Raw genomic sequence first — 13604 nt, forward strand, 5'->3', positions numbered from 1 at the left:
ATGCGCCGACTTTTCCTAATTCTTGCCCTGATAATCTCGACGCCATGGTCGGTCATGGCGCAAAGCACCGGTTCTGACGGCGCGGCGGTCTTGGTGGCGGATGATCTGTATATCACGCGCGACCGCGTGCTGGTTGCCCAAGGCAACGTCGAAGCCGTTCAGGGCAATACCCGTTTGCGTGCGAAAGCCATCAGCTATGACGACCAGACCGGGCTTTTGACGATCACTGGGCCTATCGTGCTGAACGACGGTGCCGGCGCGGTGATATTGGCCGACACTGCCGAACTTGATCAAGGACTGCAAAACGGATTGCTACGCGGTGCCCGGATGGTCCTTAACCAGCAGCTTCAACTGGCAGCGGCGCAGATTGACCGCGTAGATGGGCGGTATAGCCAGCTTTATAAAACCGCCGTAACGTCGTGTAAGGTGTGTGCAGACGGTGAGGTGCCGCTTTGGCAAATCAGAGCCCGCCGTGTCATCCATGACGAGGTAGCGCAGCAGCTCTATTTTGACGATGCGACTTTCCGTATTCGCACGGTGCCGGTGTTTTATCTGCCGCGGTTGCGCCTGCCTGATCCCACGCTCAAACGTGCCTCGGGGTTTCTTGCCCCGTCGGTACGAACGACATCGCAACTGGGGACCGGATTGAAAATTCCGTACTTCATCAAGCTGGGCGACTCTCGTGACCTTACGGTGACCCCGTACCTTTCTTCGTCCACCCGCACGCTTGAACTGCGGTATCGGCAGGCATTTACCAACGGTAAAATCGATTTCATCGGTGCCTACACCCGCGATGATCAACGGCCCGATGAACAGCGCGGGTACCTGTTTGGATCCGGTGCCTTCAAGATGAGCCGTGGTTACCTGCTGAGTTTCAACATCAAGACCGTGAGCGACGAGGCGTATTTCAGCGAATATGGGTATTCATACGAAGACCGGTTGCGCAGCGACCTTACCTTGTCGCGGGCGCGTCGCGACAGCTATGTGCGCGCCAGTCTGTACAATTTTGAATCACTGCGTGCAGGCGAAGTGAATGCGACACTGCCGACGCTGGTAATTGATGGCGAATTTGAACGACGGTTCTTTCCCAAGTCGGTCGGTGGCGAAGTGCGGCTTTCGCTTCAGGCCCATAGCCATCGCAGAAGTTCAGACAGAGACACAGACGGCCCCGACCCGGACCTGATCGTCGACGGGCGTGACGTCGCGCGGATCAATGGCAAGCTGGAATATCTGCGCAGGTTTACCTTTCGATCGGGTCTGGTGACAGATGTGCGAGCGGGAACCAGCTTTAATTTTTTCGACATCACCCAAGACAGCACCTTTGCACAGAACCATAGCGATATCGCGCCGTTTTCATCTGTCGCGCTCAGCTATCCGATGGTGCGACGCGTGTCGGCAGACGTTTCACAGGTGCTTACCCCTGTCGCACAACTGGGGTGGACCGGGGGCGACCGGCAGCTTATCCCGAACGAGGAAAGCACCCGGGTCGAATTTGATCAAGGCAACCTTTTGGCGCTGTCCCGCTTTCCACGGCCAGACCGGCGTGAACGCGGCACAATCGCTGCCCTTGGCGTGAACTGGGCGCGGATCAACCCCAAGGGGTGGGACGCGTATATTTCTGCCGGTCAAGTGTTCCGCAGTATCGTGGACCCATCCTTTTCGGATACCTCGGGTCTTGCCGGAACCAGTTCCGACCTTTTGCTGGCCGCGCAAATTCGGAATACAGCCGGGATGGCGATTACCGCCCGTACCTTGCTGGATACGAACTTGCAGATATCCAAGACCGAATTGCGGGGTGACTGGTCATTTCGCAAAGCCAGCATTTCGGGCACATATGTGTGGCTGGAAGCCGATGCAGCCGAAGACCGGACCCAGGCCGTTTCCGAAGTGTCGTTGGACGGGACATACGACATTGGGCGGCATTGGACCGCTGCGGCAGATGTCCGCTTTGATGTGGTGAACAAGCAGGCCGCGACGGCGGGTGTTGGCCTGACTTACAATAATGAATGTGTAAGCATAGACCTCTTGGTGCGTCGTCGCTACACCTCGTCTACAAGTGTTGAGCCGTCGACCAATATCGGGTTTAACGTCGGCATGCGCGGCTTTTCGGCCTCAAACGGAAAAGAAAGATATGTGCGATCATGTGGGAAGTAAGCAAGATGAACCTGAAGCGACTGACGTGTAGTATAGCCGTTCTGGGGATGGCCTTATTGGCATTGACCCCGGTTGCGGCGCAGGGTCTTTATACGCCTGTTGCGAAGGTCAATCAGATGGTGGTGACCGAATTCGAAGTGCAGCAGCGCCAGAAATTCCTGCAAGCGCTGAACGCCCCGGGGGCCACGCGTGAGGGGGCCATAGAGTCGCTTATTGATGAACGGCTTCGCAACGAGGCTGTTACGAAATCCGGCATCGAGCTGTCCGCCGAGACGATCGATCAAAGCCTGTCCGAATTTGCCGGCCGTGCAAACTTGAGCACCGACGAATTTGTGAAACGCCTTGAGCAGGCCGGCATTTCAAGAGAGACCTTCCGGGATTTCGTGGTGAACTCGATCGGATGGCGCGAGCTTATCCGAGGTCTTTATGGATCACGCACCCAGATTACCGACGCTGAAATCAGCCGAGCACTGGGATCGACACGCGGCAGTGGCGTTCGTGTGCTGATGTCCGAGATTATCATCCCGGCCCCGCCACAGGACGCAGCCCGCATCAACGCGCTTGCCGAGCAGATTTCTCAGTCAAAAACAGCGGCTGAGTTTTCCAACTATGCAACCAAATATTCCGCAACGGCGTCCCGAGGGAATGGTGGCCGCCTTGATTGGCAAAATCTGTCGGACCTGCCGCCCAGCCTGCAACCACTGGTCATGGGGCTCGCCCCCGGACAGGTAACGGACCCCTTACCGATCCCCAATGCCGTGGCACTGTTTCAGATGCGAGATATCCAGGAGACAAACGCACCCGCACCGACCTATTCGGCCATCGAATACGCAGCCTACTATATCCCCGGAGGACGTAGCCAAGCCGGCCTCGCCGAGGCTGAGCGGGTTCGCGCACGCGTAGACACCTGCGACGATCTTTACGGTGTGGCCAAGGGGAAACCTGTAAGCGTCCTTGATCGTGAAACCAAAAAACCCGGTGAAATTCCGCAAGATATCGCCCTCGAACTGTCCAAGCTGGATCAAGGAGAAGTGTCCACCGCCCTGACAAGAGCAAATGGTCAGTCGCTGGTATTTTTGATGCTGTGCGGTCGTACCGCCTCTGCCAACGAATCCGCTTCCAGGGACGATGTCATAAATGTGCTGCGTCAGGAACGCCTGTCGGGATATGCCGATCAACTTCTCGAACAGCTTCGGGCCAACGCGCGTATCGTCAGAAAATGATCCCGGATCGACCCGTCGTTATATCGTGCGGGGAGCCTTCAGGTATCGGCCCCGAGGTCGCGGCGCGCGCGTGGGCCATGCTGGCGGGCGAAATTCCGATGGTGTGGTTGGGTGACCCGCGTCACCTGCCACACGACATTCCCCATCAGGTGATCGACACCCCTGCCCAGGCACTTGGGGTCAATTCAGAAGCCTTGCCTGTCCTTGCGCATACGTTCGCCAAAGATGTGCGCCCCGGCATCCCCGAGCCCGCCAATGCACAAAACGTGATCGACGTGATTGCCCGGGGTGTTGATCTGGTGCGCAGCGGCGAAGCCTGCGCCCTGACAACGGCGCCGATCCACAAAAAGGCGCTCAAGGATGGGGCCGATTTCGCCTATCCGGGACACACTGAATATCTTGCAGCCCTTGCGGGGGTCGCTGACGTGGTAATGATGCTTGCCAGTGATCAATTGCGGGTGGTGCCCGCGACGATACACATTGCATTGGATCAAGTGCCGCTCCTGCTTGCTCCGTCCCGTCTGCGCCGGGTGATAGAAATTACCGCCGCCGGCATGCAAAACCAGTTTGGCATTTCACAGCCTCGCATAGCTGTTGCCGGGTTGAATCCTCACGCGGGCGAAGGCGGCACGATGGGCCGCGAAGAACAAACCTGGATGGTGGGGCTTGTGCGTGAAATGCAGGCAGAAGGTTATTCGCTTCGTGGTCCCTTGCCCGCGGATACGATGTTTCATGCCGCTGCGCGTACCAGTTATGATGTTGCTGTCGCAATGTATCACGACCAAGCGTTGATCCCGATCAAGACGCTGGATTTCGACCGTGGGGTCAACGTGACCCTCGGCCTGCCGTTTGTGCGCACCTCTCCAGATCATGGCACTGCGTTTGACATCGCCGGTAAAGGGATCGCCAACCCGACAAGTATGATAGAAGCGATACGTCTTGCCTATAAGATGGCACAGAAATGATGCAGACGTTTCACACAACAACTGTTTGGCACAAGGCCATCCGTGGATCGGGCCCTGACAACCATATAGGACCGGCGCGCTGATGAGCTCCATCGATACCCTTCCACCACTGCGTGACGTGATCAACACCCATGACCTTAAGGCGCGCAAATCGCTGGGTCAGAATTTCTTGCTTGATCTGAACCTCACGGCCAAGATCGCACGACAAGCTGGCGACATGTCAGAGTGTGATGTGCTCGAGATCGGGCCCGGTCCCGGCGGGCTGACCCGGGGATTGCTGGCAGAAGGTGCACGACACGTTCTTGCGATCGAAAAGGACACGCGTTGCTTGCCCGCGTTGACGGAGATCGCGGATGCCTATCCGGGACGTCTTACGGTCATTGAGGGCGACGCGCTTCAGGTTGACCCGCTGGCGCATCTGACCCCGCCTATCCGCATCGCGGCCAACCTGCCCTACAACGTGGGTACCGAGCTTTTGGTCCGTTGGCTTACACCTCGTGAATGGCCGCCGTTCTGGCAAAGCCTGACCCTGATGTTTCAACGCGAAGTCGCTGAGCGTATTGTCGCAAAGCCAGGGTCAAAGGCTTTTGGGCGTCTTGCGCTGTTGGCCCAGTGGCGGGCCGATGCGCGGATTGTGCTACAGCTCCCTCCCGAGGCATTCACCCCGCCCCCCAAAGTTTCGTCTGCGGTTGTCCACCTTACCGCCTTGGCTGAACCACGTTTTCCGGCCGACCCCGAGGTTTTGAACCGCGTTGTCGCCGCCGCGTTTAACCAACGCCGCAAAATGCTGCGATCCGCATTGAGAGGCGTTGCTCCCGATATCGAAGATCGGCTTCTGGCTGCCGGGCTGAAACCCACCGACCGTGCCGAACAGGTTCCGCTCGAAGGGTTCTGCGCCCTGGCACGCGAAGTCGCCAAGGTCTGACCACGGTCGATAACTTTCGCCAGCAACGCTCCTTGTCTGGCTCTGTCGACCAAACCCTCTTTGACATTCTCCAACACCAACGTAGCTTCAAGGCCCGACCCTCAAGCGCCGTTGATCACACCCACCACGCTGGTGTTAGTCGATATGTGTCCGAACAGTGTGACGCCGCGGTAGTGTACACCAATTGAACGGCGCTTAAGACAGGCTACTCTGGATATGCCGGTGAAACGCTTGGTATCGCAGCACATTCCTGCGAGTACCGAATTGAATGGCACTGTCCGATTTCTGTTGCGTTACAAAACATCCCCGTAGGTCAAACAAGGGTAAAGAGTGCCGGAGCTTTCACGGAATATCTGGTTCGCATCAAAGTTGAATAGTGCGATGTGTCGTGGCACAAAATGGATGATCGGCCCGTGCCCCGAGCATGATTATCTCTTGTGGCGCAGAGCTTGGACAGCCCCTTTGATGCCTCATACCCTAGGTGTCATTTGGCCGCGGGTTCCAGACCGACACCCGGTTGCGTCCACCATACTGGGCCCATGATCACACTCAAAACAACCGAGGGCTCGATGAAATTGGAATGGCCCCACACAACGCACGGCCATTCAATCACTCCGGTAGTTTATTCCGCCGCTTCGGACTGATCGTCGTTCTTGTTGTCGGTGTCTGCGCTGCGGTTTTCACGCTTTTGCGCGTTCTGGTCGTCACCGTTTTCCGAATTGGTGTTGTCCGATTTAGGCTGGGGTTTACGCCGCGGTGCGCGACGCGGCTTGGGCTTGCTTTCCGGTGTTTCAACCAGATTGGTTTCTTCCGATTGCTCGGCGGTGCCATTGGCATCCCCATTGGCGTCGGGCGTATCTTCAGCGGGCTTGTTGTTATTGTTGTTGCGGCTCCGCCGCCGCTTAGGTTGCTCCGAAGCGGGTTCTGGTGAGTCCGACCGCGCAGGATTGTCCTGCTGTTGGCGTTGCTGTTCAGGCTGGCTTGATTGGGGTGTCTGCTCAGCTTGCTCAGTCTGATCGCTGGAATCACCTTGATCGTTGTTTTGTCCGGCCTGCGCTGCCTCGCGCTCCTGACGCTCGACGCGCTCGCGGTCACGTTCAGCTTGGCGCTCGCGGTTTTCACGCTCTTGCTGGTCGCGGCGCTGGTCAATCTCGCGTTGGGCTTCCGACAGCATGCGCAAGTAGTGTTCGGCGTGTTGCTGGAAATTCTCGGCGGCTACGCGATCATTGCTAAGCTGTGCGTCGCGGGCCAGTTGATTATACTTTTCAATGACCTGCTGAGGTGTGCCACGCACTTTGCCCTCGGGGCCAGAGCTGTCGAAAACGCGGTTTACGACATTGCCGCCTTGCGGTTGACGGTTGCGAGGATTCTTGGACCGGGACCGTGATCTGGAAGATTTCATGTAATCAGTTCAGCCTTGTTATGCTGTGCTTCGATAAAAAGCTGCCGGATGCGTATGCATCCATCAAAAGCTAGCCTTATGCTCTGTTGGGCTTACCGCCGCGCGGGACCGCCAACTTGGCATCCACCGCTGCAACATCTTTGAATAAGCACGGCTATCGACCTTGGGCAAGCATAAATTACCGCAAATCGCGGGAAAACACGATTTTTTAGTGACTCTAGGCTGGTGTGTCGGCCCAAAGGACACGGTCACGCCCGTCTAGATCAGGGAGGATACGCACCCTGCCCCAACCGCCATCCCTGAATATCGCGGCGACCTCGGGGCCTTGCTGCCAGCCGATTTCCGCCAATACCCGGCCCGTGGCGGTCAGATATCCCTGTGCTTGCGACGCGATAATCCGGTACGCGCTCAGCCCATCATGACCGTCGGTCAATGCCATTTCGGGCTCGTGCAGGCGCAATTCCGGCGCCACGGAAAGCATTTCGCTTTTTGCCAGATAGGGCGGGTTCGCAACGATCAGATCGAACCGACCTTCAGCGGCATCGAACCAGTCTGATTGCCGTATGTCGGCCCGCCCGGCGACCCCGTGCAACACGGCGTTGGCGCTGGCTTGCAGGCATGCGGCCTCTGACAGATCAAGCCCCATGCCTTGGGCGTTGGTCTGTTCCGCCAGCAAGGTCACCAGTATACAGCCCGATCCGGTGCCCAGGTCGAGCACACGGTTGAACGGTTCCGACAGGGACAGTTCTATCAGGCTTTCTGTTTCAGGCCGAGGATCAAGCACATCGCGGCTCACCTTGAAATCGCGTCCGTAAAAAGCACGTTGCCCGACCAGGTGTGAAACCGGGACCCGCACCGCCCGCAACGCGACAAGGTTCTCGAACCGTTCCGCTATGTCGGGCGCTATTTCCTCCGGGGCGATCAACGTTATGCGCGCGGCATCGACCGATGCGGCGTGCGCTAACAGAACTCGAGCATCCCGCGCCGGGTCAGGCACACCTGCGGCGCGCAGCCGGGCGGTCGCCGCCGCCATGGCCTGAGCGGCTGTGGGAGCGGTCATTGGCCCATTTCCGCCATGATCCGCGCCGTCGCATCGGCTGTAAGGGCGTCGATAATCTCGTCCAGATCGCCTTGCATGACCGAATCCAACCGATAAAGGGTCAGGTTGATCCGGTGGTCTGTCATCCGGCCCTGCGGGAAGTTGTAGGTCCGGATACGTTCGGACCGGTCGCCAGACCCGACCTGAGCCGCACGATCGGCCGAACGCTCGCGGTCGACCCGGTTGCGCTCCATGTCATACAGCCGCGACTTCAGCACCTGCATGGCAATTTCACGGTTGCGATGCTGCGATTTCTCAGAAGACGTAACGACAAGGCCGGTCGGAATATGCGTGATGCGAACGGCTGAATCAGTGGTGTTGACGTGTTGGCCCCCCGCCCCGGAACTGCGCATGGTATCGATGCGCAGATCATTGGCGTTCACGTGTATGTCCACATCCTCCGCTTCGGGCAGCACGGCAACAGTGGCGGCCGACGTATGCACCCTGCCACCGCTTTCAGTGGTGGGAACGCGCTGTACCCTGTGCACCCCGGATTCGTATTTGAGCCGCGCGAATACGTTCTGCCCCTTGATATGCGCCACAACCTCCTTGATGCCGCCAAGTTCGGTCAACTGCTCTTCGATCAGGTCAAATTTCCACCCCTGCGCCTCGGCATAGCGTTGATACATCCGCAAAAGATCCGCCGCAAACAACGCCGCCTCATCGCCGCCGGTTCCGGGACGGATTTCCAGGATGGCCGGCTTTGCATCGGCGGCGTCTTTGGGCAACAGCGCCAGCTGCAAGGCGGTCTCGGCCTTGGGCAGGGCCGCCTTGAGGCGCGGAATTTCCTCTTCGGCCAATTCAGCCATTTCGGGGTCTTTCAGCATGGCCTGCGCGTCTTCCATATCGCCCAGCAACCGACGATAGGTCTCGATCTGGTCGACCACGGGCCGCAAATCCGCGTATTCCTTGGCAAGCTTGGCAAAATCCGCACCGTCAGACCCAGCCGACATCGACGCCTCCAGAAACTGGAAACGTTGGATAATCTGGGCAAGGCGGTCCATGGGGATCATAGGTTGGATGTCGCTGATGACGGCGCTTTGGTCAAGAGCCGCTCTGTGCTATCGTCGTCTTATGAAACCGATATTGCTGCTTTTCGTGCTGTTGCCGGTCAACGTACCGGCCAACCCGACATATCCGGACGGTCGACCGGTGGATTGCTACTGCACGGATCGCAGCGGCGGCAGGATAGAGCTAGGCGATACCATTTGCCTCAAGGTGAACGGCCGCAGCTTTCTGGCGCAATGCCAAATGTCACTGAACGTCCCGATGTGGCGAGAGATACAATCAGGCTGTCAGACCCTGTCGTCAAAGCTCAAGCCCCAGCCGCCGCAAGATATGGTTCATCCGCTTGCGGTTCACGCCCATATCTGATTTCCCGAACCGCAGGCGGCTGAAAATCACGGCACGCGACTGCTCCATTCCCGGCAAGGGTGCGACCGATACCGTCGTGTAATCCGGAAAACCCCATAGCTTGGAGCGCGACTCATAGATATTCTGCCCTGATATGGTTGCAATCCTGCGGGTCCGCGGCACCTTCAGCATTTCCTGATCAAACAGCTTCAAAACGCTGTCCCTGCTCCCGTCAACATCCCTTACCACCATAAAACCATTATCGTATCGATAATCGCCGACAGTTTTCTCGTTCGGAACAATGACCCAGCGGTCCGCTTGCGTCGGCGCAAAGCGCACATAGACCTGCACCGCGCCGATCAGTGCCAGCACCCCGATCAAGATCCACATCGCTGGATGTCCTTTCATTTTGCCCTTGAAACTCCCCGCGGAGCGTCCGGCGGTTTCAACGGTATGCAACCCCAGGTAAGACCGATAAGATTTCAAACAGGATATTTGCACCGGTCAACGCTGTGTTTCCCGAGGTGTCATAGGGCGGCGATACCTCGACAAGATCTGCGCCTACGATATTCAGCCCCTTGAAGGCACGCAGTAACTCCATAGCCTGAGGCGTGGTGAGACCGCCGATTTCTGGCGTGCCGGTACCCGGCGCATAGGCCGGGTCCAGGCTGTCGATATCGTAGGTCAGATAGACAGGTGCGTCGCCGATATCTGTTCGGATTCCCGCGCCAAGCGCGGCGAGGCTGCGGTGCCACAGTTCGTGGGCCGGAAATTGCTGAAACCCCCACGCGGCGGCTTCGGTGAAATCATCCGCACCGTATCCCGTACCCCTCAAACCAATCTGATATGTTTTATAAGGATTTATAAGCTCTTCTTCATAGGCCCGTCGAAAAACCGTACCGTGGGTCTCACGCTCTCCGAACATCTCATCATTTACATCGGCATGCGCGTCGATGTGGATAAGCGCCAGCGGTCCGTGTTGCCTTGCCATCGCTCGCAGGATCGGCAGCGTGATCGAATGGTCACCCCCGATCGCCAACGGGGTAACGTCGTGCTTCAGTATCGCGTCGTAACTGTCTTTGATTATTGACAAACTCTTACTTAACGAAAAGGTATTGATTGCCAGATCGCCAATGTCGGCCACCTGAAGTGAATCGAATGGGGCGGCCCCGGTTGCCAGGTTGTAGGGTCTCAGCATCGCGCTTTCAGACCGCACCTGCTTGGGGCCAAAGCGTGTTCCCGACCGCCACGATGTGCCGATGTCCAAGGGTATGCCCAATATGGCGACATCCAGTCCACTCAGATCACCGGCATGAGGAAGCCGCATGAATGTATTCGGGCCTGAAAACCGGGCCAAGTCGTTGCCGCTGATAGGTTGATTGCTTGGGTTCATGTGTTGCGCATCCTCCAGCCCAACAGGCAAAGAATCTCGGTCGCCACATGCGCCCCGGCAATCGCTGTGGCACCTGTTGTATCAAACGGTGGTGACACTTCGACCACATCCCCGCCGACTATGTTGATCCCGGCCAGGTCCCGCAACATGATCGCGCATTGTGCCGACGTCAAACCACCCCAGACTGGCGTTCCGGTACCCGGAGCATAGGCCGGGTCAAGGGCGTCGATATCGAATGTAAGATAGCAAGGCCGGTCGCCAAGTATTTGTTTTATCTTGCTGACAGCAGCTTGGGGTCCTTTTTCATGGACTTCGCGGGCGTCGATGACGGTAACGCCCATACTATCTGGATTGGTGGTTCTGATCCCGACCTGCACCGACGTCGCCGGGTCGATCAACCCCAGCTTCACCGCCTTGTAGAACATGGTTCCATGGTCGATCCTGTCCATGTCGTCATCTGCCCAGGTATCGGAATGCGCGTCGAAATGCAAAAGGCTGACGGGACCGTATTTGCGTGCATAGGCCTTGAGGATCGGAAAACTGATATAGTGATCGCCGCCCAAAACCACGCTGGCGGCCCCTGCGTCCAGGATACCCGCGATATGTGCGGTCAGCGCGTCGGGAAATTGGCTGGTGTGGCCATAGTCGAACGCCAGATCGCCATAGTCGGCGATGGCAAATTCGCTCAGCACGTCAAAGTCCCAGCCATAGGGCGGATCATAGGGTTGCAACGTTGATGCCTCGCGGATCGCGCGTGGCCCGAGCCGCGTGCCCGGACGGTTTGTCACGGCTTGGTCAAACGGGACCCCGGTCACGGCGATATCCACGCCTGCAAGGTTCTTGGTATAACGTCGGCGTAGAAATGATGGCGCACCGCCAAATGCGTTTTCAAAGCTCGGACCTTTAAGATCTTCCCGGGTAAAGGCTTGATCTACTTGTGTTTTCGCGTCCTCTAGTGCCATCAGACCGTTCCCAGTGGTTGGGCCCGTTCAACCAGTCGGGCGAAAAACGAGGCCCCTACCGGTGCGATCGCATCGTCAAAGTTATACTGCGGATGGTGCAGCCCCGCGGTGTCGCCCTGCCCAAGAAACAAATATGCACCGGGACGTTTTTCCAGCATATAGCTGAAGTCCTCCGCCCCCATCTGGCGGCCGTATTCCGCGGTGACGTGGTCTTTGCCCGCCACATCATTCGCGACCGACACCGCAAAGTCCGCCTCGTTGGGGGTATTGATGGTCGCCGGATAGCCTTTGTCATAGTCAAGCTGTGCCTCGACCCCGTAACTTTGGGCCTGACCGGTGACGATCTGCTGCAAGCGCCGCATCACCATCGCCTGTACTTCCGTGTCGAAGGTCCTGACCGTGCCATTGATATAGGCGGTGTCGGGGATGACGTTGTCGGCCGTGCCGGTGTGGATTTGTGTTACCGACACCACCAGATCATCTTGGGTATTGTGGTTGCGGCTGACGATCGTTTGGATGGCTTGGGCTATTCCGCAGGCCGCCACGATCGGGTCACGCGTCTGGTGCGGCATCGCCCCATGCCCCCCTGAGCCTTTGATGTTGATATGAAAGGTGTCCACGGCGGCCATGATCGGCCCCGATGAGGTAAAGAAGCCGCCCTTGTCCAAACCCGGCGCATTGTGCAGCGCATATACCTGCGAGATATCGAAACGGTCCAGCACGCCTTCGGCGACCATTACCTCGGCACCGCCGCCGGTTTCTTCCGCCGGCTGAAAGATCAATGCCACCCGCCCGGCAAAATTACGCGTTTCGGCCAGATACCTGGCCGCACCCAACAGCATTGTCGTGTGACCGTCATGACCGCAGGCATGCATCCTGCCCTCGTGGGTGCTGGCGTACTCCACACCTGTGGCCTCGGGGATCGGCAGCCCGTCCATATCGGCGCGCAGCCCGATCGTCGGTCCCTTGCCCTGACCATTGATGATTGCGACCATGCCGGTTGTCGCAAACCCTTCGTGCAGCTCATCAACCCCGAATTCACGCAATTTTTCGGCAACAAAGGCAGCAGTCTTGTGGCATGCGTTGCCCAGTTCGGGAATCGTATGCAGATGCCTGCGCCATTCGGTCATTTCCGGGCCATAGTCTGCGATGCGGTTGACAACGGGCATTGGTGTGGACTCCTCGAGCGATGTTCGTCAGGTTGCATCTGACACCAGACACACGAGGGCTGCAATGGCCGACACCAGAAATGATGCGCTGATCCACGACCGGGATGCCGGGATCGAACGATTGTTGGAGATCATGAGGCGCCTGCGCGATCCTGATACCGGCTGTCCGTGGGACATCGAACAGGATTTTGACAGTATCGCGCCCTATACCATTGAAGAGGCGTATGAAGTAGCTGACGCAATCGAACGCTGTGACTGGCCTGAATTGGAAGGGGAATTGGGCGATCTGTTGCTTCAGACAGTTTATCATACCCAGATGGGTCAAGAGAAAGGGCATTTCAGTTTTCAATCGGTGGTGCGCAATATCTCGGACAAAATGGTTGCCCGGCATCCGCATGTATTTGGCGACGAAAGCCGTGATAAATCTGCCGAACAACAAACCGCCGACTGGGAAGCGATCAAAGCCGCCGAACGCACGGGCAACGCGCAAGATGGTATCCTGGACGGTGTTGCAGTCGGACTGCCGGCGTTGTTGCGTGCGTACAAGCTGCAAAAACGCGCAGCGCGGGTCGGGTTTGACTGGCCCGTCGTGGATGACGTGATCGCCAAAATCGCAGAAGAGGCAGCTGAACTGGTCGAAGCCCGCGATAGGCTGACCCCGGCAGAGGTCGAGGAAGAATACGGAGACCTGATGTTTGTCATGGCCAATCTGGGGCGACATCTTGGTGTCGAACCCGAAGCGGCCCTGCGCGCTGCCAACAAAAAGTTCATCCGCCGTTTCAACGGTGTTGAGGCGCGGTTGCGGGACATCGGCAAAACCCCGCAGGACAGTGACCTGACCGAAATGGACGCGCTCTGGGAGGCGGTAAAGCACGCGGAACGCAGCTAGTCGCGCCCTAGCCTGCTGGACAAGGAGAGCAGGTTGCGGCAAGGCTCTGGCAGCACGCCTGACAGGAGCA

At 58.0% G+C, this 13604-nt stretch carries 12 protein-coding genes; 5 read left to right on the forward strand and 7 right to left on the reverse strand.

Features of this window, described 5'->3' with window-relative positions; translation table 11 throughout:
• From AC13DE_RS19335 to rsmA, 4 genes are all read left to right on the forward strand, one after another.
• The gene (locus tag AC13DE_RS19335; RefSeq protein ID WP_483048739.1) at positions 1-2154 is read left to right on the forward strand and encodes an LPS-assembly protein LptD; all 2154 of its coding nucleotides are present in this window, start codon (positions 1-3) and stop codon (positions 2152-2154) included.
• A gap of 5 nt (positions 2155-2159) precedes the next feature.
• The gene (locus tag AC13DE_RS19340) at positions 2160-3377 is read left to right on the forward strand and encodes a peptidylprolyl isomerase (protein WP_483048740.1); all 1218 of its coding nucleotides are present in this window, start codon (positions 2160-2162) and stop codon (positions 3375-3377) included.
• On the forward strand, positions 3374-4342 hold the full coding sequence (gene pdxA, locus AC13DE_RS19345; protein WP_483048741.1) for a 4-hydroxythreonine-4-phosphate dehydrogenase PdxA: 969 nt from the start codon (positions 3374-3376) through the stop codon (positions 4340-4342). The genes AC13DE_RS19340 and pdxA overlap by 4 nt, the downstream gene beginning before the upstream one ends.
• An 82-nt stretch (positions 4343-4424) precedes the next feature.
• Positions 4425-5267: a 16S rRNA (adenine(1518)-N(6)/adenine(1519)-N(6))-dimethyltransferase RsmA gene (gene rsmA, locus AC13DE_RS19350; RefSeq protein ID WP_483048742.1), complete on the forward strand. Its 843-nt coding sequence runs from the start codon at positions 4425-4427 to the stop codon at positions 5265-5267.
• Positions 5268-5889: 622 nt separating this feature from the next.
• Here rsmA and AC13DE_RS19355 read toward each other — a convergent pair.
• The 7 genes from AC13DE_RS19355 to AC13DE_RS19385 form a co-directional block, all read right to left on the reverse strand.
• The gene (locus AC13DE_RS19355; RefSeq protein WP_483048743.1) at positions 5890-6669 is read right to left on the reverse strand and encodes a DUF4167 domain-containing protein; all 780 of its coding nucleotides are present in this window, start codon (positions 6667-6669) and stop codon (positions 5890-5892) included.
• A 217-nt stretch (positions 6670-6886) separates the two neighbouring features.
• Positions 6887-7729 (reverse strand): peptide chain release factor N(5)-glutamine methyltransferase, encoded by an 843-nt coding sequence (gene prmC, locus AC13DE_RS19360; RefSeq protein ID WP_446297168.1) that lies wholly within the window; start codon positions 7727-7729, stop codon positions 6887-6889.
• Positions 7726-8781, reverse strand: a complete 1056-nt coding sequence (prfA, locus tag AC13DE_RS19365) for a peptide chain release factor 1 (RefSeq protein WP_483048744.1) — start codon at positions 8779-8781, stop codon at positions 7726-7728. Before prfA ends, prmC begins: the two co-directional genes overlap by 4 nt.
• A gap of 295 nt (positions 8782-9076) precedes the next feature.
• Positions 9077-9511, reverse strand: a complete 435-nt coding sequence (locus AC13DE_RS19370) for a DUF1499 domain-containing protein (RefSeq protein WP_483048745.1) — start codon at positions 9509-9511, stop codon at positions 9077-9079.
• A 55-nt stretch (positions 9512-9566) separates the two neighbouring features.
• A complete protein-coding gene (gene speB, locus AC13DE_RS19375; RefSeq protein WP_446297164.1) occupies positions 9567-10514 on the reverse strand; it encodes an agmatinase in 948 nt (315 codons plus the stop codon).
• The gene (speB, locus tag AC13DE_RS19380) at positions 10511-11476 is read right to left on the reverse strand and encodes an agmatinase (RefSeq protein ID WP_446297163.1); all 966 of its coding nucleotides are present in this window, start codon (positions 11474-11476) and stop codon (positions 10511-10513) included. The genes speB (AC13DE_RS19375) and speB (AC13DE_RS19380) overlap by 4 nt, the downstream gene beginning before the upstream one ends.
• On the reverse strand, positions 11476-12645 hold the full coding sequence (locus AC13DE_RS19385; protein WP_483048746.1) for a M20 aminoacylase family protein: 1170 nt from the start codon (positions 12643-12645) through the stop codon (positions 11476-11478). The genes speB (AC13DE_RS19380) and AC13DE_RS19385 overlap by 1 nt, the downstream gene beginning before the upstream one ends.
• A gap of 64 nt (positions 12646-12709) precedes the next feature.
• Here AC13DE_RS19385 and mazG point away from each other — a divergent pair, with 64 nt between their 5' ends.
• Entirely contained in the window at positions 12710-13534 is an 825-nt protein-coding gene (mazG, locus tag AC13DE_RS19390; RefSeq protein ID WP_483048747.1) for a nucleoside triphosphate pyrophosphohydrolase, read from the forward strand.
• Positions 13535-13604 lie beyond the last annotated feature (70 nt).

This window comes from Sulfitobacter sp. L-8 (assembly GCF_056859255.1).